This is a genomic window from Methylobacterium sp. Leaf102, assembly GCF_001422425.1.
GTDB lineage: Bacteria > Pseudomonadota > Alphaproteobacteria > Rhizobiales > Beijerinckiaceae > Methylobacterium.
Window position 1 is genome coordinate 47,173 of record NZ_LMMX01000034.1, and the last position, 25,468, is coordinate 72,640.

The window sequence follows — 25,468 nt, forward strand, 5'->3', positions numbered from 1 at the left end:
TCAACTGGACGATGCGCGGCAAGCCGACGGGGTCGAACCGCCGCCAGACCAGGCGCATGCCGAGGCCGGCGAGGTAGGCGGCGAGGTCGCCCCCTTCCGAGACGGCCGCCACCCGCGCGGCGTTGGCGGCGTAATGGGCCCCGCGCGCCCGGTCCTCGTCGGTGACGCGGAGGGCTTCGAAATAGCCCGCTTCGGCGAGGCGGCCGGCGTAGAGGGCGGGGTCCTCGGGCAGTTCGGGCACGGCCACCATGGGCAGCTCGGCCCGCACCCATTCGCGCTCGAACGGATTGTCGTCGACGAAGACGAGGGCGTCGAGGCCGATGCCGAGGGTCTCGGCGACCCGGCGCAGGTTCGTGGCCTTGTTGTCCCAGTTCGCCAGGAAGGCGGCGATGTCGCCCCGGCGCAGCAGCATCTCGGGATGATTCTCGAACACGTCGAGGGCGTTGGCCGCGTCGTTCTTCGAGACGACGGCAAGGATCACCCCGCGCGCGGCGAGATCGTGCGCATACGCCTGGAGGCCGAGATAGGCCTCGCCCTCCGCGCTGCCCTGCCCCAGGACGAGACCGGCGGTGCCGTCGTCGCCCACCACGCCGCCCCACAGGGTGTTGTCGAGGTCGAGCACGAGGCACTTTTTCGAGAGGCCCTGCCCCGCTGCGAGCAGCCGGGCGACGTGGTCGCCGTAGAGGGGGGCCGCGGACGGTGCGATCGCCTGCTTGGCGCGCAGCCACCAGACCGGATCGTGCCAGGCGGCGAGTCCGTCCTGGGCCGCCGCCTCGTCGAGGGCGAGGATGTCGACGCCGTCGGACTCCGCCGCCGCGCGGATGCCGGCGTTGAGGCGCGTCACGGCGTGGCGGCGCGAGCCGGGTAGGCGATGCTCGTTGGAGCCCATGAGGGGCAGTGCCACGGGAAGAAGCGTCTGCTGGATCACCGGGCAGCGGAAGCCGTCTCGCGCGCGGCGCCAGGTCTCGCGCAGGCGGCGAAGGGCTTGCGCCTGGGCCGCCTGCGCCTCCTCCGGGCCGGCCGCGGGGTTCAGACCGCCGGTGAGGTGCGGGGTATCGAGGGCGAACAGGATCGCGTCCGGTCCGAACGCGTGCAGGCCGGAGGCGGGATCGGCCAGATCCTGCGCGTAGGCACCGAAGGGCGCCTCGTAGGTCTCCACCCACAGGCCCCGGCGCAGGCCGCCGATGCGGATCGCCGGCAGGAGGTGCGAGACCGTGGACGAGGACAGCACGGCGAGGCGCAGCGGACGCGTCGCCAGATCGCCGGGCGGTCCCGCCGGAAACGCCTTGCGCACCATCCGGTCGAGGCCGTTCGTCCGCATCGGGTCGAGGCGTGTGTTGGCCAGGGCGACGAACGCGTCCCAGGATCGGGCACGCGCGGTCGCGCCCGCCCAATCCTTCGGTTCGGGGAGCCAGGCGAGGGGGAGGCTCAGGGCCGGTCCGCCGTCTTCGCCGCGATGATGGCGATGAAATCCGCCACCCGCGCCATGCCGTCGACCTCGCGCGTGGTGAAGCGGATGCCGAATTCCGCCTCCGCCGCGACGATGAGCTCGATCATGCGTCCCGAATCCCAGCCCTCGATGTCGTTCGCGGTGGTTTCGGGATGGATGACCAGGTCGGGATCGCCGAACACCTCGCGAAACAGGGTGGTCAATCGTGCCTGGACCGCGTCGGTGTGCATGCCGCCCTCGCCTCGTTCGCCCGAGCTACGATCCGGGCCGATCTCGGCGCCCGCATATCAAGACGCCGCCCGGTCAGCCACCTCTTTCGCTTGCCCCGGGGCTGTCCCGGCGATCTCCCCCGAGCTCACGGGGAGCGCGGTCCGCACGCCCCGTCGCAGGGTGTCCGGCCCCCGAGGATACGGGCGATCCGGGGCCGCAGGGGCAGGAACAGGCGGTAGGCGACCTCGGCCAGCCACGGCACGCCCGGGACGTGGCGTATCCAGGCGAGGCGATGCCATCCGGGCAGATGCGCCCACAGGGTGAAGAAGCCCGCGGCCCCCGAGGCGAGGCGTCCGTCACGGTCGCGGACATGGAAGCGAGCTCGGGCGTCGGCGCGGCTGAGGCCGCCGAGATCGGCCGGACCGTCCCGGCTCACATCCACCCAGGCGAGGGCATCGGCACCCCGGCACCGGCGATAGGTTCGGATCTCGGCCGCACAGAGGGGGCAGGCGCCGTCGTAATAGACGGTGAGCAGGGCGTCGGAGGTCGTGTCCATCCCCACGACATAGGGCGGCACGCACGAAAAAGCGGCCGCGACAGATGCCGCGGCCGCCGGGTGTTCGATAAACGTAGGGCTCAGTGCGCGGAGCGGATCTTCAGGGCCTCGCGGCCGGCATAGCGGGCCTGCGAGCCGAGGCCCTCCTCGATGCGGATGAGCTGGTTGTACTTCGCCAACCGGTCGGAGCGGGCCAACGAACCGGTCTTGATCTGCCCACAATTCGTCGCGACGGCGAGGTCCGCGATGGTCGAATCCTCGGTCTCGCCGGAGCGGTGGGACATCACCGCGGTGTAGCCGGCGCGCTGGGCCATATCGACGGCGGCCAAGGTCTCGGTGAGCGTGCCGATCTGGTTCACCTTCACCAGGATCGAGTTCGCCGTCCCCTCGACGATGCCGCGCGACAGGCGGGTCACGTTGGTGACGAACAGGTCGTCGCCGACGAGCTGGCAGCGGTCGCCGACGCGCTCGGTCAGCAGCTTCCAGCCCGCCCAGTCGTCCTCAGACATGCCGTCCTCGATGGACAGAATCGGGTAGCTGTCGACGAGCTTGGCGAGGTAGCTCACCTGCGCCTCGATGTCCCGGGTCTGGCCCTCGCCCTCGTAGCGGTAGGCGCCGTCCTTGAAGAACTCGGTGGCGGCGCAGTCGAGGGCCAGCACCATGTCGGTGCCGGGCTTGAAGCCGGCGGCCTGGATCGATTGCATGACGAAGTCGAGGGCGGCCTCGGCCGAAGGCAGGTTCGGGGCGAAACCGCCCTCGTCGCCCACATTGGTGTTGTGGCCGGCCTTCTTGAGGGCGCCCTTCAGGGTGTGGAACACCTCGGCGCCCATGCGCACGGCCTCGGCGAGCGAGGACGCGCCCACCGGCATGATCATGAATTCCTGGAAATCGATGGGATTGTCGGCGTGCGCGCCGCCGTTGATGATGTTCATCATCGGCACCGGCAACACCCGGCCCTGCGTTCCGCCGATGTAGCGGTAGAGCGGCAGGCCGGCGGTCTCGGCCGCCGCCTTGGCGACGGCGAGGGAGACGCCCAGGATGGCGTTGGCACCCAGCCGCGCCTTGTTCGGCGTGCCGTCGAGTTCGATCATCGCCTCGTCGATGGCGATCTGGTCCTCGGCGTCCATGCCCCCGATGGCGTCGAGGATGTCGGACTGCACGGCGTTGACCGCCTTGCGCACGCCTTTGCCGCCGAATCGACCCTTGTCGCCGTCACGCAGCTCCACGGCCTCGTGGGCGCCCGTGGAGGCACCCGAGGGCACGGCCGCCCGGCCGAAGGAGCCATCCTCGAGGAGGACGTCGACCTCGATGGTCGGGTTGCCCCGGCTGTCGAGGATCTCGCGGGCGGCGATGTTGGTAATCGCGGTCATGCAGGAGCCTTCTTGCGTCGTTGCGATCCCTGGGGCGAGCCCGACACGAGGCCCGATCCTCAATCCCTGCCGACCGGGGCATCGGGTCGAGATCGCGATTCAGTCGAGGCTTATCCGCCAACGTCACGCATCGGGCAAGCGTCCGGCCCCTGCGGAGGGTGGGAAGGCTCCCAAGAATGTTCGCCCGCCCCTCAAGAAAATCTTGTCGTCGCCCTGTGCTCCGCGCGACAGCGACGAACCGGCAGATGCGCGCCCCTGCATCGCACGTTATAGCGAGGGGCATGACGCACGCGCCCCTGAACCCCGAAACGCTCCAATTGGGGCAGGCCACGCCCCTTCCCGGCTCCCCCGAGGAGGCCCGTCTCGATCGGGTGCCGAATCCGCATCCGGGTACGGATTACCTCGCCCGCTTCACGGTTCCGGAATTCACGTCGCTCTGCCCCGTCACGGGCCAGCCGGATTTCGCCATCCTGGTGATCGACTACGTGCCGGGTCAGTGGCTGGTCGAATCGAAGTCGCTCAAGCTGTACCTCACGGCTTTCCGCAACCATGGGGCCTTCCACGAAGATTGCACCGTCGGCATCGGCTTGACCCTGACGGAACTGCTGGCCCCGCGCTACCTGCGCATCGGCGGCTACTGGTATCCGCGCGGCGGCATTCCCATCGACGTGTTCTGGCAGAGCGGTGAGCCGCTGAAGTCGGTCTGGCTGCCCGAACAGGGTGTGCCGCCCTACCGGGCACGCTGAGGCGCACCGGGCCTGCACGCCCCTCGGCGGTCCTAGCGGTCTTCGTAGATCGCGCGCCGAACCTTCTCGACGAACCTGCTCTGCGACTCCGTCGGGCCCTGATGGACCGTGGCCACCGCCGTCAACATCCGGCACAGGTCATCCCGCTCGCCCTGGGTCAGCCGGTCGCGCAGGAGCGGCGCGAGGGACCGGATCGCCAGATCGGGATCGGGTGCCGCTTGATCGGCCGCATGGCGGATCACCACCATACGGGTTGCCAGATCGTCGCTCGGGTCGGTCACGTCGGGCATTTGGGTCAGGATCTCGCTCTCCTGCTCGGGCGTCCGGACGCCGCGCTGTCGGGCCACCAGCGCCATCAACACGCCAGCCGCATCGGCGGGATTAAGCAGGGATCGCAGCGGTGCCGAACGGATCTGGCGCTCGCTCGCCCGTCGGCGCCGGGCGGTCCGCCAGTCCCGTACGGCGTGATCGATGTGTTGCATGCCGTTCCCGTACCTGACCCAGTAGATCAGGCCGGTCACGAGGGCCCCTGCCAGAGCGATGAGGATCGGCATTCGAAATCGTCTCCGCGCCCGTTCGCGCGGTCACCTCATGCAATCTAGGCGTGTGTTTGGCAATCGTCGCCGATGGTCGAACGGGGCCGTCCCCCTGTTGCGTGGTCTGCCCTCGCCGTGCATGCGAAAGGCGGCCGGCTCGCGCCAACCGCCCTGTCGTTCGCACCCGTGAAAGGTGCCTCAGTAGCCGTAACCGTAGGCGGGGGCACCGTAGCCGTAGGCCGGACGATCGTAGCCGCCGCGATAGTAGGAATCGCGGGCTGCACCGGCCGCGATGGCACCCGCCGCGAGTCCGGCGATCCCCAGGCCGACAGCCGCGCCCGTACCGATGCCCCGGCGGCCGCCGCCCCGATAGGCGTGACCGCGATGGCCGTACCCACCGTGATTGTACCCGCCCCGACCGTAGCCGTAGCCATGACCGCCCGGGCGTGCCTCGGCCGCCGTCGTTGCCGCCATGGCGCCGAGGGACAGGGTGACGGCCGTGATCATCGCAAGCTTACGCATGAAGGTTCCTCGAAACGTTGCATCTCTTGAGAAGAGCAACGGTCTCGAAGCGGGAGGGTTCCCCGATCGGCCATTCGCGGCGAAAGCCCGAAGATTGGGATTCACCCGCGCGGGGATTTGTCGATCGCCTTGGCGAGGCGGTCGAATGCCTGCAATTCGGCCAGGAGTGCGGGCATGTCCTTCAACGCCACCATGTTGGGACCGTCCGACGGGGCGTGATCGGGGTCGGGATGCGTCTCGATGAAGAGGCCGGCGACACCGACGGCCACGGCCGCCCGGGCAAGCACCGATACGAATTCCCGCTGACCGCCTGAGGTGGCGCCCTGCCCGCCCGGCTGCTGCACCGAATGGGTGGCATCGAACACCACGGGGGCGCCGTGAGTGACGCGCGCCATGATCGGCAGGCTGCGCATGTCGGACACGAGGGTGTTGTAGCCGAAGGAGGCGCCGCGCTCGGTCACCAGGACGTTGGGGTTGCCGGCACCCGTCACCTTGGCGGCGACGTGGGCCATGTCCCAGGGGGCGAGGAACTGGCCCTTCTTCACGTTGACCACCCGGCCCGTCGCGGCGGCGGCGAGGAGCAGGTCGGTCTGCCGGCACAGGAAGGCCGGGATCTGGAGCACGTCGATCACCTGCGCCGCGACGGCGCACTGCCCGGCCTCGTGCACATCCGTGAGGACCGGCAGGCCGAACCGCTCCTTGATCTCCGCGAAGATCGGCAGGGCGCCCGCGAGGCCGAGGCCCCGGGCAGTGCCGCCGGAGGTGCGGTTGGCCTTGTCGAACGAGGCCTTGAACACGAGGCCGATGCCGAGCGTGTCCGTCATGCCCTTGAGGGCATCGGCGATCTCCACGGCGTGGTCGCGGCTCTCGAGTTGGCAGGGGCCGGCGATGAGGGCGAAGGGCAGGTGGTTGGCGAAGGCGACGCGGCCGGCCTGGACGACGGAACCGGCGGTATTGGGGGCAATCTCGGACATGGGAGCGGTCTAGCCCGGCCGGCGCTCCGCGAAAAGGCCGGCCCGGCGGCGCAGGGCGGCGGCCGGCGTCACGATGCAGACGGTGAGGCTGCCGGACAGGGTGTCGTCGCGCGGCCCGGTCTCGCAGCGCAAGGCCGCCTTGCCGACGATGCCCTCGCGCGGCAGGCCCGTCAGCAGCGAATCCTGGTGGAGCGTCAGGGCCAGGACCTCGACGGCCTCGGCCTTCGCCCCCGCGAGCGCCTCGGCCGCGCGTCCGACGAGCACGAAGAAAGGCCGTTCGGGTTCGCGCGCCTGGGATCCGAACACCATCCGGCGCGGCGTCCGACAGGCGAGGCTCATCCGCTCGGCATCGGCCGCTCGGAACACCGCGCCGGACCCGGCGCGCCCGGCGAGGGACGCGCCCGTGGCGCGGATGACCTTGGCCGTGAGGGCGTCGCAGGCGTCCGCGGCATGGGCCGTGCCACCGGCGAGGGCAACGAGCAGACCGCTCGTCATCCAAAGGGCATGGACCGCGCGAGTTGGCTTGCGCGAGGTGCTCACCCCTTCGTCTCCGCGGGACCAAGTCTGGCGGCGGCGTCCCGCAGAACGTCGTTCATCCGAGTCTGCCAGCCCTCGCCCGTCGCCTTGAACGCGTCGATGATGGCGGCATCGAGCCGGATCGTCACCGGAATCTTAACGCGCTCCTTCTCGGAACCACGTGATTGGCGGAGCTTTTCGCCAAGGGTCGGGAACGCCTCGGCGAACGGACGTGCAGTTCGGAAATCGTCCGCGGTCCATTCCGGGTTGTCGGTGACCGCGTTCCAATCGGCCTGGGAATAGCCCGGATTGGGGACGTAATCGGACGCGATCTTAGTGGCGGCCATACAACATCCTTTCCAATGCACTCGCCGGCCGAAGACTGATGAGGGTCAAGGCCTCCGTGCCGAGTGGGGATACGATCGCAGCGACGACGATGCGGCCGTTGAACGATCCGATCAGCTCACTCCGCGGGCGACCGGTCTGGCTGGATTTGGCCGGAACTTCCAAGGCGGTCGCGAAATTAAAACCGGCCTCAAAATCCGCGAAGTCCAGATCGTGTTTGACGAGATTCGCCAAGCGCTTCGGCTCATCCCATACAATCATGGACCATCTGTACGATGAGAGCTGCCTGACCGTCTACGGCGGGGAAACGAACGCTTAACGCCCCACCTCGAGCGACCCCGTCCGTTCGTCCGGGCAGGCGGCGTCGGGGTGCGCGCGTAGGATGCGTGACAGGCGGACCGGGCGCGCGCCGGTATCATCCTCCAGCACGCCCGTGAGGGCCTCCACCGTGAGCGTCCCCGTGAAGCGAAGCGTGTGCCCGTCCGAATCCACCGTGAAGGCCAGGGCCTTGGAGGCGGCGTCGACCCGGACGGTCCCCGCCTGGACGGGGCCCGTCAGGGCGGCCTCGTAGATCAGCGTATCCCCCATCGGCGAGCGGCGCAGGGTCACCCGGTGGCCGACGGGCTCGTGGTCCGCCGTCAGGCACAGATCGGCATAGACGGCGGTGCCGGACGCCCACGAGGTCCGGGCCTGGGCCGCGCCGGCCGCCGCCCACAAGGCGATGGCGAGGCCGAGGGTCCGTGTCGCGATCCCGCCCATCGCCGCCTCCCTGTCTCCGACGCGCCCCGGGGCGCGTCGGTTTCCAGATCGCGTCGGGCAGCCTACGCGGCGTCGCGTTCGCGCACCCGGCGCTCCGCCTCGACCGATGCAAGAAGGATGCACACGGCGATGCCTTCGGCGGCGGCGGTGACGTCCTTCAGGCTCGGATAGGAGGGCGCGAGGCGCAGGACGCTGTCGCGCGGATCGCGGCCGTAGGGCGAGGTCGCGCCGGCCGGGGTCAGGGCGAGGCCGGCTTCCTTGGCCAGACGCACCACCTCGGTGGCGGTGCCGTCGCGCGCCTCGACGGTGATGAAGTAGCCGCCCTCCGGCTTCGTCCACCGGGCCGCGCCCGTGCCGGCGAGGTGGCGGGACAGGGCTTCCTCCACGGCGGCGAATTTCGGCGCCAGCAGGGCGCGGTGCGCGTCCATGTGGGCGTCGAGACCGGCCGCGTCGCGCAGGAAGCGGACGTGGCGGAGCTGGTTGAGCTTGTCCGGCCCGATGGTGCGCTTCGACGCGCGGGCGAGGTACCAGCGCACGTTCTCGGGCGAGCCCGCGAAGAAGGCGAGGCCGGCGCCGGCCAGGGTGATCTTCGAGGTCGAGGCGAAGACGAAGGCGCGGTCCGGGTTCCCGGCCTCGGCGCACAGGCTGAGGATGTCGGCGACGGCCACGCGCTCGGGGGTCAGGTGGTGGACCGCGTAGGCGTTGTCCCAGAACAGGCGGAAATCGGGGGCGGCGGTCTTCATGGCGGCGAGGCGCCGGACGGTCTCGTCGGAATAGGTCTCGCCCGAGGGATTGGAGTATTTCGGCACGCACCACATGCCACGCACGGCGGGGTCGGCGACGGCGGCCTCGACCACGTCCATGTCGGGGCCGTGGCCCGTCATCGGCACGGGGATCATGCGGATGCCGTAGGCCTCGCACAGGGCGAAGTGCCGGTCGTAGCCCGGCACCGGACACAGGAAGGCGATGTCGCTCTCCTTCGACCAGGGCTTCACGGACCCGGGCACGCCCGTGAGCAGGGCCCAGGCGATGCTGTCGTGCATCATCGCGAGGCTCGAATTGTCGCCGACCACGATCCCATCGGCCGGTGCGTCGAGGAGGTGGGTGAACAGGGCACGGACCTCGGCGATGCCCTGTTGGCCGCCGTAATTGCGCGCATCCTCGCCGGCTTGCGTGACGTAGTCGCCGTTGCCGGCGAGGCCGAGCATGCCGGCGGCGAGGTCGAGCTGCTCGGGCGAGGGCTTGCCCCGGGTCATGTCGAGCTTCAGTCCCCGGGCCTTGAACGCCGCGTAGGCGTCGCGGGCGCGGGCGTGCAGGTCCGCGAGATCGGCAGGATTCCGATCGGCGATGGTGGTCATGGGTCGGTTCCGGATGGTTGGGGTGCTGCAATCAAACGGGATGCACCATGACCGCTCGCGGGGCGCGCGTCACCCTGGCGGGAACGCGTTCCTCGACGCCCTGCCCTGCGCTCCGGACAAAAGGAAGCCGGCCACGCGGGGCCGGCTTCGAGTCGAGGAGGGAGGCGTGAGGGACGGGCGGCCGGTCGGCCGCCCGGAGCGGATCAGCCGGCCTTGTTGAGGGCGACGGCGACGAAGCGGGTGGTGCCCTTGGAACTCTTGACCCGCATGAGGACCGCCTTGCGGCCGCTCGATTCGGCGGAGCGGATGCGCTCGGCGACCTCGGAGGGCCGGGAGACGCTGGCACCGGCGACATCGAGGATGATGTCGCCCTGCTCGATGCCCTTGGCCGCGGCCGGGCCTTCGGGATCGACCTCCATCACCGCCACGCCCTCGTCGCCGGCGCCGACCTCGGAGGCCGGGGCGAGGCTGAGACCAAGGCGGGGCTGACCGTCAGACGACGATCCGCCGCGACCGCCGCCCGTGGCCGATTTCGGGTCGTTCGGAAGCGCCCCGAGTTCCACCGTGGCGGTGTCGGACTTGCCGCCCCGGAGGTAGGCGAGTTCGACCTTGGCGCCGGGCTTCAAGCCGGCGATGCGGCGGGACAGTTCCTTGGCGTCGTTGACCGGGGTGCCGTTGACCGATTCGATGACGTCGCCGGACTTGAGACCCGCCTTTGCGGCGGGGGTTCCGGCCTCGGCATGGTCGACCAGTGCGCCCTTGGCCTTGTCGAGGCCGAGGCCGTCGGCGATGTCCTTCGTCACCGGCTGGACCTGCACGCCGAGGTAGCCGCGCGCCACCTTGCCGTCGGCCCGGAGCTGATCGACCACCGCCTGCACGGTCTCGGCGGGAATCGCGAAGGCAAGGCCGACGCTGCCGCCGGAGGGCGACGCGATGGCGGTGTTCACGCCCACCACTTCGCCACCGACGTTGAAGGTCGGGCCGCCCGAATTGCCTTTGTTGATGGGGGCGTCGATCTGCAGGAAGTCGTCGTACGGCCCGGCGCCGATGTCGCGGCCGCGGGCCGACACGATGCCGGCGGTCACGGTCCCGCCGAGGCCGAACGGATTGCCGATGGCCACAACCCAGTCACCGACGCGCGGCGCCGACTTGCTGAGCGAGACGTACGGGAAGGGGCCGCCCTCGGTGATCTTGAGGAGCGCCAGATCGGTCTTCGGGTCCTTGCCGATCACCTTGGCGTCGAGGGTGCGGTTGTCGTCGAGGGTCACCTGCACGCTCTTGGCCTTGTCGACCACGTGGTTGTTGGTGACCACGTAGCCGTCGGCCGAGATGATGAAGCCCGAGCCCATGGCGCCGCGCTGACCCTGGCGCTTGGGACCCTGGCCGCCGAAGCCGGGGCCACCCTGCCCACCCTGCCCGCCGGGACCGCCCTGGCCGAAGCGCTTGAAGAACTCGCGCAGCTGCGGCGGCACGTTCTGCTGGCCCTGGTTGCCCGGGCCGTCCTCGTCGTCCGAGGTCGCGCTGTCGTCGAGCTTCACCTTCACGGCGACGACGCCGGGCTTCACCTTGTCGACGACGGTGGCGAAGGAGCCCGGCGGGTGGTCCGGCGTCTCGATGGGGTTCTTCGACAGGGCCTGGGCCTGGACCGGGGTCACGGGCTGGGTGACGACGCCGACGGCGCCCGTCGCCACGAGGGCGGCCACGGCGACGGAGGCGAGGGCGTTGCGGCGCAGGCGGTTCGGCTGGACGGGCATCAGAGATCTCCGGATCGGGGGGCGCCGCCACACATTCCCCGTGGGGAGCGGCGGGCCGTGATCCAGGGTGTAGGGCCGGCCGGGTGACCCCGCCGTGGCGGCGACATTACGGTTTGGACAGGTTCGGCTCGGGCCTCAGTCCGGCGCGCCAGCGCAGGTCGAGGAGAAGCCCCTGCGGGTGGGTGTCGAGCAGGAGCGTCACCGGCACGCCCGCCGCATTGAGGAGCCGGGCGGCCCAATGGTTGCAGACATTGGCGTAGGAGAAGCGCCCCTCCCCCTCGTAGAACAGGCTCGGCCCGTAGAGCCCCGGGCCGCCGGCGACGGGATGCCCGTCGACGAGGCGAAAACTCGCGTCGAGGCGCGCGAGGAGCCGCGCCAGTCCGGCGCCGGAGACCCGTACGGCCACGAGGTCGGAGAGCGGAAAGCTCGCCCGCGCGGTCCGCTCAAGGCCGACCACCTGCACCACGCCGGCGCGACCGCCGGGGGTGAACAGGGCCTCCAGGGCGAGGCGGGCGTCGAACTCGGCGAGCGTCGGCGTCGTGCGGTAGAAGCGGGCCTCGCCCCAACCGAATTCGAGGTCCGGATAGGCCTGGAATCGCAGGGCGATGGCGTTCAGGGCCGGGCCGGCGCCCTCCCCCGTCAGGGCCTCGCGCGGGATCACGAGGCCGGAATGCCAGCCGTGATTGACGAGATAGAGGGTCCGGGCGTCGCTTCCCGTCGCGGGATAGAGCACCGGGTCGCCGGGGCTCGCCGTGAGAACCACCGCGAGCCCGAGGAGCATGAGCAGGCCGGCGAACCCGAAAGCCAGCCTGCGTCGGGTCACGGGGTCTGGTCGGTGAGCCGGGTCAGGGCCTCGGTGATCTTCTCCAGGCGGGAGGCCTGGGCGGCGCGGCGCTCGTGCTGCTCGTCCACGATCTCGTCGGGCGCGCGGGCCATGAAATCGGCGTTGGCGAGCTTGGCGTCGATCTTCTCGATCTCCGTCGCGGCCTTGGCGGCTTCCTTCGTGAGCCGCGCGACCTCGGCCCCGAGATCGACGATGCCCTCCAGCGGCAGGGCCGCCACGGAGCCGCGCACGAGGAGCTGCACCGCATTGCGCGGGGCCGCATCCGCGAAACCGATCTCGGACAGGCGGGCGAGGCGCAGGAGGGTGTCGCTCCAGCGGGTGGCGCGGGCCCTCAGGGCGTCGTCGGCGCCGATCACCACGAGGGGGATCTGCGCGCCCGCCGGCACGCCGGTCTCCGAGCGGGCCGAACGGATCTCGGAGACGAGGTCCACGAGCCAGCCGACCTCGGCCTCGGACGCGGCGTCGTTCAGGGCGGCGAGATCGGGCCAGGATGCCAGGGCGAGGAGCCCCCGGCCCGGGACGTCCTCACCCTTGATCCCCCACAATTCCTCCGTGAGGAACGGCATGAACGGGTGAAGCAGCTTGGCGATCTGGTCGATGAGGAAGGCGACGGTTCCTTGCGTCTCCGCCCGCACGCCCGCATCGACGTTCTCGCCCTGCAACACGGGCTTCGCCAACTCCACGTACCAATCGCAGAAGATGTTCCACACGAAGCGGTAGGCCGCCGCCGCCGCGTCGTTGAAGCGGTAGGCGTCCAGCGCCGTCGTGACCTCGGCCACGGCCCGGGCCGCCTCGCCGAGCGCCCAGCGGTTCAGGGGATCGGTGGCGGTCTCGGGGCGGTAATCGGCGCGCAGGGTGCAGCCGTTGATCTCGGCGAAGCGCGAGGCGTTCCAGAGTTTGGTCGCGAAGTTGCGATAGCCCTCGACGCGGTTCACCGCGAGCTTGATGTCGCGCCCCTGCGCCGCCATGGCCGCGAGGGTGAAGCGCAGGGCATCGGCGCCGTAGAGCTCGATGAGACCGAGGGGATCGACGACGTTGCCCTTCGACTTCGACATCTTGGCGCCGGCAGCGTCGCGGACCAGGGTGTGGAGGTAGACCGTGGAGAACGGCACCCGGTCGGTGACGTGCAAGCCCAGCATCATCATCCGGGCGACCCAGAAGAAGATGATGTCCTTGCCCGTCACCAGGGTGTCGGTGGGGTAGTGGCGCGCGAGTTCGGGCGTGGCGTCGGGCCAGCCGAGCGTCGAGAACGGCCACAGGGCCGAGGAGAACCACGTGTCGAGGACGTCCTCGTCGCGGGTCAAGGCGACCGGCCGGCCGTGCTTCGCATCGGCCTGAGCTTGCGCCTCGGCCTCGCTCGCGGCGACGAAGAATCCGCCCTCCTCGTCGTACCAGACCGGAATCTGGTGCCCCCACCACAGCTGGCGCGAGATGCACCACGGCTCGATGTTCTCCAGCCACTGGAAGAACGTCTTCTCGTAGTTGTCGGGCACGAACCGGGTCTGGCCGTCGCGCACGGCCTGGAGGGCGCGTTCGGCGAGCGGCTTCACGTTCACGTACCACTGGTCCGTGAGGTAGGGCTCGATGACCACGTTGGAGCGGTCGCCATGGGGCACGGCGTGGGTGTTGGACTCGACGAGGCGCAGCCGCTCGCGCGCCTCCATGAGGGCGACGACCTGCTTGCGCGCCGCGAACCGGTCGAGACCGTGCAGGGCGAGGGCCTCGGGCTCCGGAGTCGCGCCGGCCAGGAAGGCGGCGTTGCCTGCGAGGCTGATCCGGGCTTCGGGGTCGAGGATGTTGATGGGCGTGCAGCCGGCGCGGCGGCCGACCTCGAAATCGTTGAAGTCGTGGGCCGGGGTGATCTTGACCGCGCCCGTGCCCTTCTCCGGGTCGGAATAGGTGTCGGCGACGATGGGGATGAGGCGCCCCACGAGCGGCAGGCGCACGAACTTCCCGACGAGGTGGGTGTAGCGCTCGTCGTCCGGGTGGACCGCCACGGCGGTGTCGCCCAGCATGGTCTCGGGGCGGGTGGTCGCCACCGTGATGACCTCGCCGGTCTCGGCGCCGTCCGCATCCACCAGGGGGTAGTCGAAGTGCCAGAGATGGCCCTTCACCTCGACCTGAAGCACTTCGAGGTCCGAGATCGCCGTCTGGAACTTCGGGTCCCAGTTCACGAGGCGCTTGTCGCGGTAGATCAGGCCCTGGGCGTGGAGATCCACGAAGGTCTTGGTGACCGCCCGGACCATCTGGTCGTCGGGGGCGCCGTTCAGCCCCATGGTGAAGCGCTCGCGCGACCAGTCGCAGGAGGCGCCGAGCCGCTTCAGCTGATTGACGATGGCTCCGCCGGATTCCGCCTTCCAGGCCCAGACCTTCTCGACGAAGGCGGCGCGGCCGATCTCGCGCCGGCCCGGCTCCTTCGCTTCGGCCAAGCGGCGCTCCACCACCATCTGGGTGGCGATGCCGGCGTGGTCGGTGCCGGGCTGCCACAGGACGTCGCGGCCGCGCATGCGCTCGAACCGGGCCAGGATGTCCTGCAGGGTGTTGTTGAGGGCGTGGCCCATGTGAAGGCTGCCGGTGACGTTCGGCGGCGGGATCACGATGGTGAAGGGCCGGGCGTCCGCCCGGTCGGGCCGTCCGGCCTTGAACGCGTCGCCCGCCTCCCAGGCGGCACTGACGCGCGCCTCGACGGCGGCGGGGTCGAAGGTCTTGTCCATCATGGGCGGGGTCGGGCCAGTTCGAGCATTGCGGGTCTATGCGGGTTGGCCCGCTTTCAACCCGTCAGGCCCGCCGCGTCAACACGAGGGCGGATATTCCCCGCCCGCGATCCCTCAACGCCCGCGTGCGACGCGCTCGATCTCGGCCCGCACGAGGCGCTCGACCAGGGGCGGCAGGTTCTCGTCGAGCCAGCCCTTCAGCATCGGCCGGAGCATGTCCTGCACGAGGTCTTCCAGGGTGCGGGGATTGTTGGACAGTACCGTATTGGCCAGCATGTGGAACGCCTGGCCGACGCTGGCATCGGTCACCGACGAGGTCAGGCGCTCGGCCGCCTCGGGCTCGCGATACGCCGGCTGCGGCTCGCGATACTCCGTGCGGGGCGCTTCGTAGGCCGGCTGCGGCGCCGGACGCGGCGGCTCCGGGGCGGCCATGCGAACCGGTTCGGGCTCCGGCTCGGGATCGTCGTCGAACGAGATCGCGTCGAAATCGAGGGTTTCGTTGGTGAACCCGATATCGGGCTCCTCGAAGGTCGCGGGCGCCGGGGCCTTGCGGACGGGCTGCGCCACCTCGGCGAGGTCGAGGATGTCGTCGTTCTCAGGGAGCGGCGGAGCGGCGCGCACGGGCTCCACCACCTCGGCCTTGGCGTTCTGGTCGTCGGCGATGATCCGGCGGATGGAGGCGAGGATCTCCTCCATCGAGGGTTCCTGCGCCTTGTCCGGCACCTTGGGGCTGGCTGCACTCATCCGGACGACGCTCGGCTCTCAAGGATAACGGTTCACGCTATCCGCCACTATTTCACGCTCCCATCCCGACACAAGCGCCCGGCGGAACGGGGTACGGGATAAAGTCCGCCGCCGCGATTCCCTTGGCCCGTGTGGCCGGAGGGCGACCCCCGGGATCGCCCGGCGCCGCCCCTTCCGAAGCGCACGCCCCCGCGGGAGACCCACGCGACGGCCCGAGCAACGGTCGGTTAACCAATCTAGGTTAAACCGGACTGCATCGGTGCAGCGCCGGATCCCCTAAGACCGGACGCCCGATCAGCGCCCATCGGGGGTGCGGACGCCGAACCATAGATCCTTGACCTGGTCGAAATGCTCCTTGGGGCTGTAGGCCGCCACAGGGAGGGCGGTGAAGCGCACGGTGAGGCGGCCGATGGTCTGGACCACGCCGTAGGAGTTCACCACCCGGTCGCGCTGGGCCAGGATGAGGTTGACGCGGGAGTTGAGCAGTTCCTGCTGGGCGTTCAGCACATCGAGAGTCGTGCGCTGACCGACGCGGGCTTCCTCGCGTACGCCATTGAGGGCGACCTCGTTGGCCTGCACCTGCGCCTGCGAGGCGATGACCTGGGCCTTGGAGGCTTCGAGCCGGCCCCAGGAGGTGACGATGGCCGAGCGGATCTGGTCGCGGACGTCCTCGACCTCGATCCGGCGCTGGCCCACGAGCTCCTTGGCCTGGCGGATCTGCGAATAGGTCAGGCCACCCTCGTAGAGTGGCACGGAGATGCGGCCGACGATCTGGGCGTTGAGGCTGCGGTCGCCGGGGAACTGGCTGTCGAAGCGCTGCTGGACCGTGCCGGACAGGCCCGCCGTGGGGTAGAGCTGGCCTTCGAGCACCTTGACGCTGGCCTCGGCCACGTCGACCGCATGCATCGATGCCAGGATCTGGGGGTGCTCCTTCAGGCCGATCGTCACGGCGGTGTCGAGATTGGCCGGGACGTAGCGGTCGAGGGGCCGGCCGGGGGCGAGCTGGCGCGGCTCGACACCGATGAAGCGGCGGTAGGTGCCGATGCTGGCGCGCAGGGTCGCCTCGGCGCCGCTGACTTCGGAGCGGGCGCCGGCGAGGCGCGCCTCGGCCTGGGCGACGTCGGTGCGGGTGACCTCGCCGACGTTGAAGCGGTCGCGGGTCTGGCGCAGCTGCTCTTCCAGGACCTCGACGTTGTTGCGGCGCAGTTCGAGGTTCGCCGTGTCGCTGAGCACGAACATGTAGGCCTGCGCCGCGCTGAACAGGGTGTTCATCTCGACGGCGCGCAGGGTTTCGCGCGTGCTGAGCACGTTCGATTCCGCCCGGCGGGTCTGGTTGTCCGTTTGAAATCCGTTGAACAGCGTCTGGTTGACGGTCAGGGATGCGCCGCCCGGCCGTGTCACGTTGTTGATGTCCAGTGTCTGGACCCGTCCCTCGGTCCGAGCGAGACCGATATCGGCCGATCCGCTCACCGTCGGGCGATAGCCGGATTTCGCCTGCGCGACGTTCTCGTCGACGCCACGCAAGGCGGCGCGGTTCGAGTTCAGGGTCGGGTTCGCCGCATAGGCGCGCGACAGCGCGCTCTCCAGCGTCTCGGCCTTGGCCGGATGCCCTACCGCCAGCGTCACTGCGACGATGCCAGCGCATCGAAGCCCATGGCGCATCGCTGGTTTCCGTTCTCTCACGTTCATCAGCCCTTGCGGTTTCACGATGAACCGGTCGGCCGCTATCCTGCGGCGCCGCGCATTCGCGCAATCCGGGTTGCCCGCCCATGGGCAAGTCTAGCCGAACTTGGCGTCGCGGGCATCGGGGTGGGGACTGGCCGGGTGTTGAATGGACGGCAGTGCCACAAAAAAGCGACACCGGCCGGTCGTCGACGGGGCGTGGTCGCCCCGGAAGGAAGGCGGCGCGACGCGTCCTAGAAGGCGAAGTCGTTCGCGGCCGCGAAGGGACCGAGCACCGGAAGCGTCGCGTCGAAGAGCGGGCGGGCGCCATAGGCGTCGCCGGTCCGGACGAACAGCGTCGCCTTGGCGGCGCGCGGTTGCCCGATGACGCAGACGAGGCGTCCGCCCTCCTTCAGCTGTTCCAGGAGCGCCTGCGGCCGCACCTCGACGCGACCGTTGACGAGGATCCCGTCATACGGCCCGCTCGCCGGAGCACCGGCCTCCAGCGGGGCTTCGACGAGCTCGGTACCCGCGAGACCGCCGAGGCGCTCACGCGCACCGGCCGCCAGGGTGGCGGAGGATTCGAGGGCGACCACCTCGGCACCGAGGTGGTGCAGGATTGCGGCCGCGTAGCCGTAGCCAGTGCCGACATCGAGCGCCTTGGCGCCTGCCTTGAGGTCCAGGGCCTGAATCATCCGGGCGAGCAGCATCGGGGCCGGCATCGCGCGAACATCGCCACCGCCGCCGTCGAGGGTCAGGGTCTGGTCGATATAGGCGAAGTCCTCGCGTCCGGGCGGGACGAACCGCTCGCGCGCCACGTCCTCGAACGCGTCGAGGACGGGGACGCTGTTCACGTCGAAGGTCCGCAACTGACAATCGACCATGAGGCGTCGCGCCTGCGCGTAATCGAGCATGAATGCGGTCTCTTCCTTCGACGGCGGTTCCGGCGTCCGGTCCGGACCCCCTCTCGTGGGAGGCCGTTCGGTGACGCGCGAAGCCCGCGGGTTGTCGGGGATGGGCGTTGAAAACGCAAGGTTCCGGCACGCCGGCGCGCGTTCGCCGGTCCCCGTGCGAGAATATCGGGGACAGCGACGGAAAGGGATGGGAAATGGGAAGGATTTGGAGGCCTCGCCCGGAATCGAACCGGGGTGCAAGGATTTGCAGTCCTCTGCGTAACCACTCCGCCACGAGGCCTTCCCGCTCTGCCCCGAACGAGCGGGGCGGCGCCCCCGGCCGGGCGGTCCGTCCGGGGTGAGCGGTCTCTAGCAGAGGGGTGGGCCGATCGGCAACGGTGTTTCGCCGGCCAATCCATGTTTCCCCGGTCCACCCATGTTGCCCCGGCCCACCCATGTTTCCCCGGTCCACCTATGGGAAGTCGCACGGGCGGGCCGATGTGGTGAATCCGGCCCTTCCAAGCCGGCGCTCGCGATCCGGTCCGGCCGAGGCGGGTGGCGCTCGGGAAATGCGACGGATTTGTCAAATGCCGGTCCCCGGGGCCTTGCGTCCGGCGGCGGCCCTGTGTAGAGACCCGATCGCGGTCCCCGATAGCTCAGTTGGTAGAGCAAGCGACTGTTAATCGCTTTGTCGCAGGTTCGAGTCCTGCTCGGGGAGCCAAATTCTTCTCTCGATCTTGCGCTGTGCCTTCGTGGTGCAAGGTTAGGATCATGGTCCTCCGGACCTTCGTTTTATCCTGGGTCGGCGCAATCCTTGGCGCGATCCAGGTGGTCATGCCGCTCTCTTGCGCATCCCATCGGGTTCGCGCGGAGCCGTGGCGGTGATCCCCGATAGCTCAGTTGGTAGAGCAAGCGACTGTTAATCGCTTTGTCGCAGGTTCGAGTCCTGCTCGGGGAGCCAATCCTTCGTCCATGCCGGGTGTCTCGGGCCAAGTGCCTGGGGGCGCCGAGTGCCGAGACTGACACACCCCGCCATCCCCATGCTCGCCTGCCCGGCCGGGCCGCCCGAAATGGCCCCTCCGGGGTTCCGCCGTGACGCGGAGCCGGGCTGCGTGCGGCTGTGTCCTGCCACCCATCATGCCAATCCATCGATGATCTCATGAAAAACGCCGCAGACCCTGGGGTCCGCGGCGTCGAAGGATGTGGGTGGCGATGTCGGTCGGTTGGACCTACCGGTCGCCGGCTCCCGAAAGGAGCTTCTCGATCTGCTCCATGCCGTTGCCGTAGGCCTTGGCCTCGGTGGGCAGGCTGCGGTCGGACCGCTGCACCAGCTTGCCGTTCTTGCGAATGGCCCATTGGTAAGGAGCACCTTCCGCCTTCGGCGGCACGATCTCGAGGGTGTAGGGATGGGTGTTGATGGTTGTCTCGCTCATCCGCGCACTATGCCATGCGGGAGCGCCGGTCGCCAGACACCGGAGCGTTCAAGAAATCGATAAACGGCCCTTCGGTGCATTTTCTCACGCTGAGACAGGCGTTTTCACCCGCCCCGGCCATGCACGGCGCGGGTTCTGCGACCGCGCTCCCAGGTGATTCGCGGTCGGTCGGGCGTGATCGTCTCCCGGAAGGTCGATCCCGGCGGATGCGGTCTTCAGTCGGACGGGGGCTGTTCGGCCGACGATCGCACGTCGGTGATTCGGGCGTCGTCGGACGTCCGTGCGGCCAAGGCCCGGGCACGCCAGGCGTCGCGCTCGGCCAGAGCTTTGGCCAGGGCGGCCTCCGCCCTGTCGGCCCGGGTCGTCTCCAGCTTGGCCAGGGCCTGTGCCCGTTCGCGCGCCCGGGTCTCGGCCGCCATCTGGACCTTGAGGTCCCTCGGCGTTCCCATGATCTGTTCCTCGATGCCGGCGCCGGCCCGGGGGGCCGGCGCCGCGGGACCTTACTGGGCCACTTCGTTGCCGGCGTAGTTGATGGAACCGTCGGCGCCCTTCTTCCAGACGTACATGACGTAGTCCGGCCGGGTGATGTCGCCCTTCTTGTCGTAGGCGATGTCGCCGATCACCGTGTCGAACGGCTTGCCCTGGTGCAGGACGGCCGCGACCTTCTGGCCGTCGGAGGATTTCGCGATCTCCATGGCCTGCTTCAGGATCTGGACGGCGGCGTAGGAGTAGAGGGTGTAGCCCTCGGGATCGAAGTTGATCGCCTTGAAGGCGTCCACGGTCGCCTTGGATTTCGGGTTCTTGCGAGCGTCGGGCGAGAACGTCATCAGGGTGCCGTCGGAGCCGGGGCCGCCGACCTGCGCGAACTCGCGGTCGGCGATGCCGTCGCCCCCCATGAGCGGGGCGGCGAGGCCCTGGTCGCGCATCTGGCGGATCAGCAGGCCGGCCTCGGTGTAGAGGCCGCCGAAATAGATCACGTCGATGCCCGCCTGCTTGAGCTTCGACACGAGGGACGAGAAGTCCTTCTCGCCGGGGTTGATGCCCTCGAAGATCACGTTGGTGCCGCCCTTGGCCTTCAACGCCTTCAGGGTCTCGTCGGCGAGGCCCCGGCCGTAGGGCGTCTTGTCGTGCACGAACGCGATCTTCTTGCCCTTGAACTTGTCCGCGAGGTAGGCGCCCGCCACCGCGCCCTGCTGGTCGTCGCGGCCGCAGGTGCGGAACGTGTTCCAATTGCCACGCTCGGTGTACTTGATCGCTGTCGAGGCCGGGCTGATCTCGATGATGCCGGATTCGGCGAGCACGTCCGAGACCGGGATCGAGACGCCGGAATTGAACGCGCCGACCACGGCCTTCACGCCCTCGGAGGCGAACTTGTTGGCCACCGACACGCCCTGCTTCGGATCGGAGGCGTCGTCGCCCACCGTCATCACGAGCTTCTCGCCGTTGACGCCGCCGGCCTTGTTGATGTCGGCGATGGCCTGTTGCGCCCCGGTCTTGATCTGCGCGCCGAAGGCGGCGTTCGGCCCGGTGACGGGGACGACCACGCCGATCTTGATCTCCGCATGCGCCGCCGTCGCCGCGACCATCAGGCCCAGAGCGACGCCCACTGACAACACTGACTTCATGCTGGTTTCCCCTCTCGAAGCGTCGTACCGCCCGGCATCCCGTGACGGCACGATCGCGTGGAATTCAGGTCACGGCGCGGCCGGCCGGTCGCGCCAGCTCAACGGGCCGGTGCGCTCGTAGAGCCAGGCGTATTGCCGGGTCATCTGACCCGCGCGGGTGAAGCGATAGGCGAAGGCCCCGACGGCGAGCGCGAACACGGCATCGACGGCGTAGGCCGGCGCGGACAGGAGCGTCCCCTCGAACAGGGCGTAATGCAGGAACCGCGTCACGGCCGCGATCAGCAGGAGCGCGAGGGCGCAGTGCCAGAACGGGCGCCAGCCGCGTGCCATGCCACTCCCGGTCATCCAGGCGGCCGAGCCCCCCATCGCCACGGTGACGAGGAGGAAGATGCCCAATGTCGCGCCGGTCAGCGCGAAGGTCTCCGGCATCAATGCTGTCCCCCTTCGAGGTAGGCGGCCTTCACCTGCGGATCGTCGAGGAGCGCTTGGCCCGTCCCGCTCATGGTGACGGTGCCCGTGACCATGACGTAGCCGCGATGCGCCAGCTTGAGCGCATGGTAGGCGTTCTGTTCGACGATGAACACGGTCAGACCCTCCGTGCGGTTCAGTTCGCGCACGGTGGAGAAGATCTGCTTGACCACCAGGGGGGCGAGGCCGAGCGACGGCTCGTCGAGCATGAGCAGGCGCGGCCGGCTCATGAGGGCGCGGGCGATGGCGAGCATCTGCTGCTCGCCGCCCGACATGGTGCCGCCGCGCTGGTCGATTCGCTCCTTCAGCCGCGGGAACAGGGTGCACATCCGCTCGAGATCTTCCGCGAAATGCTTTCCGCCGTTGACGGCCGCGCCCATCTGCAGGTTCTCGCGGACCGTCATGCGCGAGAAGATGCGCCGGCCCTCCGGCGACTGGGCGAGGTTGAGGCGCGCGATCTCGTGGGTCGGCAGCTTCGTGATGTCCTGACCCGCGAAGGTGATGGTGCCCTCGCGCGCCTGGGGCTGGCCGAAGATCGTCATCATCAGGGTGGATTTGCCGGCCCCGTTGGCGCCGATGAGGGCGACGATCTCACCCTCGTTCACGTCGATGTCGACGCCTTTCAGGGCGCGGATGCTGCCGTAATAGGCCGATACGCCGCGCACGCTGAGCAGCGGCGCCTTCGCTTCCGCCGCCTGGGCGCGGGTCTCGTCCACGAGGACGTTGATGCCGGCGACGCTCATGCATGGGTTCCTGCAAGGCCGACTTCGGCCTCGACGGCGGCGACTTCCTCGTCGTCGACGCCGAGATAGGCGGCGATGACCCGCGTGTCGTTGCGGATCGCGTCGGGCGTGCCGTCGGCGATCTTGATGCCGTAATCGAGCACCACGATCCGGTCGGAGATCTGCATCACCACCGACATGTCGTGCTCGATGAGGAGCACCGAAGTGCCGAACTCGTCGCGGATGAGGCGCAGCAGAGTGTTGAGGTCCGCCGATTCCCGCGGGTTCAGGCCGGCGGCCGGCTCGTCGAGGCAGAGCAGGACCGGGTCCGTGCACATGGCCCGGGCGATCTCGAGGCGGCGCTGATCGCCGTAGGGCAGGTCGCCGGCCGGCTCGTCGGCCCGGTGGGTGAGGCCGATGCGTTCGATCCAGGCAGCGGCCTTCGCGATCGCTTCCTCTTGCGCCCTGCGGTAGCTCGGCAGGCCGAGGATGCCCGCCAGGCTGAAGGCGGAGGCCTTCATCAGGGGCTTGTGCATGGCGACCAGCAGGTTCTCCAGCACGGTCATCTGCGGGAACAGGCGGATGTTCTGGAAGGTGCGGGCGACGCGGGCGAGGCGATTGACGTCGTGTCCCGGCAGGCGCTCCAGCAGGTGGGTCTCGCCGCCCGACTGACGCAGCCGGATCATCCCTTCGGTGGGTTTGTAGAAGCCCGTGATGCAGTTGAAGACCGTGGTCTTGCCGGCGCCGTTCGGGCCGATGAGGGCGGTGATGTCGCCGCGCCCGACCTTGAACGAGACGTCGCCGACGGCGGTGAGGCCGCCGAAGCGCATGGTGAGGTGATCGACCACGAGGATCGGATCGGCCGGGCCCCCGGGAACGGCGGCCGGGGGCTCGTCCTTCAGGGTGGCGAGGCGGGTGAGACCGGTGGCGTCGCTCATCGGGCGCGCGCTCCCAGGCGCACGGAGGGCGTGCGCTCGGAGATGAGGCCACGCGGACGCCAGACCATCATCGCCACCATGGCGAGGCCGAACAGCAGCAGGCGGTACTCGTTGGGGTCGAAGCCCTCGCCGAACACCGCCTTGAGGAAGCCGAGGTTGCGCAGCAATTCGGGCGCCCCCACCATGGCGATGGCGGCGACGGCCACCCCGAGCTGGCTGCCCATGCCGCCGAGCACGACGATGGCGAGGATGATGGCGCTCTCGAGGAAGTTGAAGCTTTCCGGCGAGACGAACCCCTGCCGCACGGCGAAGAACGAGCCGGCGAACCCGGCGAACATGGCGCCGAGCGCGAAGGCCGAGAGCTTGGTGATGGTGGTGTCGATGCCGAGCGACCGGCAGGCGATCTCGTCCTCGCGGAGCGCCTCCCAGGCACGGCCGAGCGGCAGCCGGCGCATCCGCAGGGTGACGAGGTTAGTGATGAGCGCGAGCACGAGGATGAGGTAATAGAGGAAGACCACCCGGTGCATCGGGTTGAAGGCGAGGCCGAAGACGTTGGCGAACCCGCCCTCCCCGGCCGTGAACGGAATCCCGAAGAAGCTCGCCCGCGGGATCGACGACAGGCCGGCGGACCCGCCCGAGAAGTCGACCCAGTTGATAAGCACGAGGCGGATGATCTCCCCGAAGGCCAGGGTGACGATGGCGAGGTAATCGCCGCGCAGGCGCAGGACGGGAAAGCCCAGCAGCACGCCGAAACCCGCCGCGAACAGTCCGGCCAGCGGCAGGCAGACCCAGAACGACAGGCCGAACACCGTCGAGAGCAGGGCATAGGAATAGGCACCGACGGCGTAGAAGGCGACGTAGCCGAGGTCGAGGAGGCCGGCGAGGCCCACCACGATGTTGAGGCCCCAGCCGAGCATCACGTAGGTGAGGATCAGGATGCCGAGATCGATCCAGTAGCGCCCCTCCGATAGGCCGCCCGACCCGAGGGCGGCGAGCAGCGGCAGGGTGAGGGCGACCACGAGGGTGAGGGGCCCGATGATCCGGCCGGGACGCGCGACGCGGATGGGGGCCGTGGACTCCGCCTCCGCCAGGGTCCGGATGTCGCGGCGGCGCGAGACCTCGCCGAGCACGAGGCGCTGGGCGAGCCGCAGGACGAACACCGCCGCGCACAGGCCGGCGACGAGGCCCCAGCGGCCGGTGAGTTCGAGGCCGGTGCCCTGGCCGAGATCCGTGCGGTAGGCCACCACCGGGATGGCGAGGCCCAGGGTCACCAGGGCAAAGAGCGCGGCATCCTTGATCATTTCGGGCAAGGCGGCGCCGGAGCGGCGCGCCACGGTCGGGGCCACCCGGCCGATCGTCGTACCTTGAGCCACCTAGACCTTCTCCACTTCGGGGCGCCCGAGGATGCCGGACGGCTTGAAGATGAGCACCACGATCAGGATCAGGAACGCGGCGACGTCCTTGTACTCGATGGAGAAGTAGGCCGACCAGAACGTCTCGATGAGGCCGATGATCAGGCCGCCGAGGACGGCGCCCGGCAGGGAGCCGATGCCGCCGAGCACGGCCGCCGTGAACGCCTTCACGCCGGGCACGAACCCGTCCGAGAACGAGACCACGCCGTAATACAGGAGGTAGAGGGTGCCGGCGACGGCGGCGAGTGCGGCGCCGAGCACGAAGGTCAGCGAGATGGTGCGGTCGACGTTGATGCCGAGCAGGGCCGCCATGCGCCGGTCCTGCTCGCAGGCGCGCTGGGCCCGGCCGAAGGAGGTGCGCTGGACGAGGTACCAGAAGCCGGCGAGCAGGAGCGCCGTCGTCGTCATGATGATCGCCTGCTTGTAGGACAGGGTCACGGTGTACTGCGCGTTCTCGTAGAGGACGATCACGTCGCGCACGAGGGGCGGCACCGGCTTGTTGCGGGCGCCCTGCACCACCTGGACGAAGTTCGACAGGAAGATCGACACGCCGATGGCGGAGATCAGCGGCGCCAGGCGGAACGAGCCGCGCAACGGTCTGTAGGCCGCCCGCTCGATGGCCCAGCCCCACAGGGCGGTCAGCACCATGGCGAGGATCAGCACGATCAGGAAGACGAGGGCGACGGAGGTCAGCCCGAGCCAGGTCGTGAGGATGAGGAAGAAGATCAGCGCGATGAAGGACGACAGCATGAACACGTCGCCATGGGCGAAGTTCACCATGCCGATGATGCCGAACACCATGGTGTAGCCGAGCGCGATCAGACCGTAGATCGACCCGAGGGTCAGCCCGTTGATGAACTGCTGGGCGAAGAATTCCATGGGCGCCTTTTCCAGAACCGGGCGCCATCGCGGGACCG

General features: G+C 69.4%; 27 protein-coding genes and 3 tRNA genes (1 of these 30 cut by a window edge). 3 read left to right on the forward strand and 27 right to left on the reverse strand.

What is annotated here, in order from left to right:
- The 4 genes from ASF27_RS14695 to eno all read right to left on the reverse strand — a co-directional run.
- Positions 1-1,321: the 5' portion of an HAD-IIIC family phosphatase gene (locus ASF27_RS14695; protein WP_082479185.1), read on the reverse strand. Its footprint begins 446 nt before the window's first position; 1,321 of the gene's 1,767 nt are visible here — the first part of the coding sequence; it begins with the start codon at positions 1,319-1,321; its stop codon lies beyond the left edge, outside the window.
- Between the two features lie 107 nt (positions 1,322-1,428).
- Positions 1,429-1,680 carry a phosphopantetheine-binding protein gene (locus ASF27_RS14700; protein ID WP_056361266.1) on the reverse strand — a complete coding sequence of 84 codons (252 nt, stop codon included), beginning with the start codon at positions 1,678-1,680 and terminating at the stop codon, positions 1,429-1,431.
- 125 nt (positions 1,681-1,805) lie between these two features.
- A complete protein-coding gene (locus ASF27_RS14705; protein WP_056361606.1) occupies positions 1,806-2,216 on the reverse strand; it encodes a DUF393 domain-containing protein in 411 nt (136 codons plus the stop codon).
- Between the two features lie 80 nt (positions 2,217-2,296).
- Positions 2,297-3,586 (reverse strand): phosphopyruvate hydratase, encoded by a 1,290-nt coding sequence (eno, locus tag ASF27_RS14710; RefSeq protein ID WP_056261289.1) that lies wholly within the window; start codon positions 3,584-3,586, stop codon positions 2,297-2,299.
- 281 nt (positions 3,587-3,867) lie between these two features.
- Here eno and queF point away from each other — a divergent pair, with 281 nt between their 5' ends.
- On the forward strand, positions 3,868-4,332 hold the full coding sequence (gene queF / locus ASF27_RS14715; protein WP_056170890.1) for a preQ(1) synthase: 465 nt from the start codon (positions 3,868-3,870) through the stop codon (positions 4,330-4,332).
- A 32-nt stretch (positions 4,333-4,364) separates the two neighbouring features.
- On the opposite strand, the gene ASF27_RS14720 is transcribed toward queF, so the two are convergent.
- The 15 genes from ASF27_RS14720 to ASF27_RS14790 all read right to left on the reverse strand — a co-directional run bounded on the left by ASF27_RS14720 (position 4,365) and on the right by ASF27_RS14790 (position 18,254).
- Entirely contained in the window at positions 4,365-4,853 is a 489-nt protein-coding gene (locus ASF27_RS14720; RefSeq protein WP_244481019.1) for a hypothetical protein, read from the reverse strand.
- A gap of 213 nt (positions 4,854-5,066) precedes the next feature.
- On the reverse strand, positions 5,067-5,390 hold the full coding sequence (locus tag ASF27_RS14725; protein ID WP_056170882.1) for a hypothetical protein: 324 nt from the start codon (positions 5,388-5,390) through the stop codon (positions 5,067-5,069).
- 101 nt (positions 5,391-5,491) lie between these two features.
- A complete protein-coding gene (gene kdsA, locus ASF27_RS14730; protein WP_056170879.1) occupies positions 5,492-6,364 on the reverse strand; it encodes a 3-deoxy-8-phosphooctulonate synthase in 873 nt (290 codons plus the stop codon).
- 9 nt (positions 6,365-6,373) lie between these two features.
- Entirely contained in the window at positions 6,374-6,859 is a 486-nt protein-coding gene (locus tag ASF27_RS14735; protein WP_056361271.1) for a hypothetical protein, read from the reverse strand.
- A 41-nt stretch (positions 6,860-6,900) separates the two neighbouring features.
- Positions 6,901-7,227, reverse strand: a complete 327-nt coding sequence (locus tag ASF27_RS14740; RefSeq protein ID WP_056361274.1) for a BrnA antitoxin family protein — start codon at positions 7,225-7,227, stop codon at positions 6,901-6,903.
- Complete coding sequence (locus tag ASF27_RS14745) at positions 7,214-7,486, reverse strand: BrnT family toxin (protein ID WP_056361277.1); 273 nt, start codon at positions 7,484-7,486, stop codon at positions 7,214-7,216. The genes ASF27_RS14740 and ASF27_RS14745 overlap by 14 nt, the downstream gene beginning before the upstream one ends.
- Before the next feature lie 54 nt (positions 7,487-7,540).
- Positions 7,541-7,984, reverse strand: a complete 444-nt coding sequence (locus ASF27_RS14750; protein ID WP_056361281.1) for a hypothetical protein — start codon at positions 7,982-7,984, stop codon at positions 7,541-7,543.
- 62 nt (positions 7,985-8,046) lie between these two features.
- Entirely contained in the window at positions 8,047-9,342 is a 1,296-nt protein-coding gene (locus ASF27_RS14755) for an aminotransferase class I/II-fold pyridoxal phosphate-dependent enzyme (protein ID WP_056305234.1), read from the reverse strand.
- 203 nt (positions 9,343-9,545) lie between these two features.
- Positions 9,546-11,096: a Do family serine endopeptidase gene (locus ASF27_RS14760; protein WP_056170865.1), complete on the reverse strand. Its 1,551-nt coding sequence runs from the start codon at positions 11,094-11,096 to the stop codon at positions 9,546-9,548.
- 106 nt (positions 11,097-11,202) lie between these two features.
- Positions 11,203-11,877 (reverse strand): DUF2459 domain-containing protein, encoded by a 675-nt coding sequence (locus tag ASF27_RS14765; RefSeq protein ID WP_056261604.1) that lies wholly within the window; start codon positions 11,875-11,877, stop codon positions 11,203-11,205.
- Between the two features lie 38 nt (positions 11,878-11,915).
- A complete protein-coding gene (locus ASF27_RS14770; RefSeq protein WP_056361284.1) occupies positions 11,916-14,657 on the reverse strand; it encodes a valine--tRNA ligase in 2,742 nt (913 codons plus the stop codon).
- A gap of 111 nt (positions 14,658-14,768) precedes the next feature.
- A complete protein-coding gene (locus tag ASF27_RS14775) occupies positions 14,769-15,398 on the reverse strand; it encodes a DUF2497 domain-containing protein (RefSeq protein ID WP_200918852.1) in 630 nt (209 codons plus the stop codon).
- A 294-nt stretch (positions 15,399-15,692) separates the two neighbouring features.
- The gene (locus ASF27_RS14780) at positions 15,693-17,087 is read right to left on the reverse strand and encodes a TolC family outer membrane protein (protein ID WP_056361287.1); all 1,395 of its coding nucleotides are present in this window, start codon (positions 17,085-17,087) and stop codon (positions 15,693-15,695) included.
- Between the two features lie 227 nt (positions 17,088-17,314).
- Positions 17,315-17,974, reverse strand: coding sequence for a protein-L-isoaspartate O-methyltransferase (locus ASF27_RS14785; protein ID WP_056170857.1), 660 nt, complete (start codon positions 17,972-17,974; stop codon positions 17,315-17,317).
- A gap of 206 nt (positions 17,975-18,180) precedes the next feature.
- Positions 18,181-18,254 (reverse strand) — tRNA-Cys (locus ASF27_RS14790).
- Between the two features lie 344 nt (positions 18,255-18,598).
- Here ASF27_RS14790 and ASF27_RS14795 point away from each other — a divergent pair.
- Both ASF27_RS14795 and ASF27_RS14800 read left to right on the forward strand, forming a co-directional pair.
- Positions 18,599-18,674 (forward strand) — tRNA-Asn (locus tag ASF27_RS14795).
- Between the two features lie 164 nt (positions 18,675-18,838).
- A tRNA-Asn gene (locus ASF27_RS14800) sits at positions 18,839-18,914 on the forward strand.
- 268 nt (positions 18,915-19,182) lie between these two features.
- Here the strand turns inward: ASF27_RS14800 and ASF27_RS14805 are convergent.
- The 8 genes from ASF27_RS14805 to ASF27_RS14840 form a co-directional block, all read right to left on the reverse strand.
- Positions 19,183-19,386, reverse strand: a complete 204-nt coding sequence (locus ASF27_RS14805; RefSeq protein ID WP_056095218.1) for a hypothetical protein — start codon at positions 19,384-19,386, stop codon at positions 19,183-19,185.
- Between the two features lie 215 nt (positions 19,387-19,601).
- Complete coding sequence (locus tag ASF27_RS14810; RefSeq protein WP_056361290.1) at positions 19,602-19,835, reverse strand: hypothetical protein; 234 nt, start codon at positions 19,833-19,835, stop codon at positions 19,602-19,604.
- 51 nt (positions 19,836-19,886) lie between these two features.
- Positions 19,887-21,011: a branched-chain amino acid ABC transporter substrate-binding protein gene (locus ASF27_RS14815; RefSeq protein ID WP_156368972.1), complete on the reverse strand. Its 1,125-nt coding sequence runs from the start codon at positions 21,009-21,011 to the stop codon at positions 19,887-19,889.
- 69 nt (positions 21,012-21,080) lie between these two features.
- Entirely contained in the window at positions 21,081-21,440 is a 360-nt protein-coding gene (locus tag ASF27_RS14820) for a DUF6867 family protein (protein WP_056261316.1), read from the reverse strand.
- Positions 21,440-22,222 (reverse strand): ABC transporter ATP-binding protein, encoded by a 783-nt coding sequence (locus tag ASF27_RS14825; RefSeq protein ID WP_056170852.1) that lies wholly within the window; start codon positions 22,220-22,222, stop codon positions 21,440-21,442. Before ASF27_RS14825 ends, ASF27_RS14820 begins: the two co-directional genes overlap by 1 nt.
- Positions 22,219-23,139 carry an ABC transporter ATP-binding protein gene (locus ASF27_RS14830; protein ID WP_082479187.1) on the reverse strand — a complete coding sequence of 307 codons (921 nt, stop codon included), beginning with the start codon at positions 23,137-23,139 and terminating at the stop codon, positions 22,219-22,221. Before ASF27_RS14830 ends, ASF27_RS14825 begins: the two co-directional genes overlap by 4 nt.
- Entirely contained in the window at positions 23,136-24,440 is a 1,305-nt protein-coding gene (livM, locus tag ASF27_RS14835; protein WP_056361615.1) for a high-affinity branched-chain amino acid ABC transporter permease LivM, read from the reverse strand. Before livM ends, ASF27_RS14830 begins: the two co-directional genes overlap by 4 nt.
- 72 nt (positions 24,441-24,512) lie before the next feature.
- Positions 24,513-25,430, reverse strand: a complete 918-nt coding sequence (locus tag ASF27_RS14840) for a branched-chain amino acid ABC transporter permease (protein ID WP_056170850.1) — start codon at positions 25,428-25,430, stop codon at positions 24,513-24,515.
- Between the last annotated feature and the right edge of the window lie 38 nt (positions 25,431-25,468).

Coding starts and splice junctions, on each gene's coding strand:
- ASF27_RS14700 (WP_056361266.1), bottom strand. CDS start 1,680: ATGCACACCGACGCGGTCCAGGCACGATTGACCACCCTGTTTCGCGAG.
- ASF27_RS14705 (WP_056361606.1), bottom strand. CDS start 2,216: ATGGACACGACCTCCGACGCCCTGCTCACCGTCTATTACGACGGCGCC.
- eno (WP_056261289.1), bottom strand. CDS start 3,586: ATGACCGCGATTACCAACATCGCCGCCCGCGAGATCCTCGACAGCCGG.
- queF (WP_056170890.1), top strand. CDS start 3,868: ATGACGCACGCGCCCCTGAACCCCGAAACGCTCCAATTGGGGCAGGCC.
- ASF27_RS14725 (WP_056170882.1), bottom strand. CDS start 5,390: ATGCGTAAGCTTGCGATGATCACGGCCGTCACCCTGTCCCTCGGCGCC.
- kdsA (WP_056170879.1), bottom strand. CDS start 6,364: ATGTCCGAGATTGCCCCCAATACCGCCGGTTCCGTCGTCCAGGCCGGC.
- ASF27_RS14735 (WP_056361271.1), bottom strand. CDS start 6,859: ATGACGAGCGGTCTGCTCGTTGCCCTCGCCGGTGGCACGGCCCATGCC.
- ASF27_RS14740 (WP_056361274.1), bottom strand. CDS start 7,227: ATGGCCGCCACTAAGATCGCGTCCGATTACGTCCCCAATCCGGGCTAT.
- ASF27_RS14745 (WP_056361277.1), bottom strand. CDS start 7,486: ATGATTGTATGGGATGAGCCGAAGCGCTTGGCGAATCTCGTCAAACAC.
- ASF27_RS14750 (WP_056361281.1), bottom strand. CDS start 7,984: ATGGGCGGGATCGCGACACGGACCCTCGGCCTCGCCATCGCCTTGTGG.
- ASF27_RS14755 (WP_056305234.1), bottom strand. CDS start 9,342: ATGACCACCATCGCCGATCGGAATCCTGCCGATCTCGCGGACCTGCAC.
- ASF27_RS14760 (WP_056170865.1), bottom strand. CDS start 11,096: ATGCCCGTCCAGCCGAACCGCCTGCGCCGCAACGCCCTCGCCTCCGTC.
- ASF27_RS14765 (WP_056261604.1), bottom strand. CDS start 11,877: ATGCTCCTCGGGCTCGCGGTGGTTCTCACGGCGAGCCCCGGCGACCCG.
- ASF27_RS14770 (WP_056361284.1), bottom strand. CDS start 14,657: ATGATGGACAAGACCTTCGACCCCGCCGCCGTCGAGGCGCGCGTCAGT.
- ASF27_RS14775 (WP_200918852.1), bottom strand. CDS start 15,398: ATGAGTGCAGCCAGCCCCAAGGTGCCGGACAAGGCGCAGGAACCCTCG.
- ASF27_RS14780 (WP_056361287.1), bottom strand. CDS start 17,087: ATGAACGTGAGAGAACGGAAACCAGCGATGCGCCATGGGCTTCGATGC.
- ASF27_RS14785 (WP_056170857.1), bottom strand. CDS start 17,974: ATGCTCGATTACGCGCAGGCGCGACGCCTCATGGTCGATTGTCAGTTG.
- ASF27_RS14805 (WP_056095218.1), bottom strand. CDS start 19,386: ATGAGCGAGACAACCATCAACACCCATCCCTACACCCTCGAGATCGTG.
- ASF27_RS14810 (WP_056361290.1), bottom strand. CDS start 19,835: ATGGGAACGCCGAGGGACCTCAAGGTCCAGATGGCGGCCGAGACCCGG.
- ASF27_RS14815 (WP_156368972.1), bottom strand. CDS start 21,011: ATGAAGTCAGTGTTGTCAGTGGGCGTCGCTCTGGGCCTGATGGTCGCG.
- ASF27_RS14820 (WP_056261316.1), bottom strand. CDS start 21,440: ATGCCGGAGACCTTCGCGCTGACCGGCGCGACATTGGGCATCTTCCTC.
- ASF27_RS14825 (WP_056170852.1), bottom strand. CDS start 22,222: ATGAGCGTCGCCGGCATCAACGTCCTCGTGGACGAGACCCGCGCCCAG.
- ASF27_RS14830 (WP_082479187.1), bottom strand. CDS start 23,139: ATGAGCGACGCCACCGGTCTCACCCGCCTCGCCACCCTGAAGGACGAG.
- livM (WP_056361615.1), bottom strand. CDS start 24,440: ATGATCAAGGATGCCGCGCTCTTTGCCCTGGTGACCCTGGGCCTCGCC.
- ASF27_RS14840 (WP_056170850.1), bottom strand. CDS start 25,430: ATGGAATTCTTCGCCCAGCAGTTCATCAACGGGCTGACCCTCGGGTCG.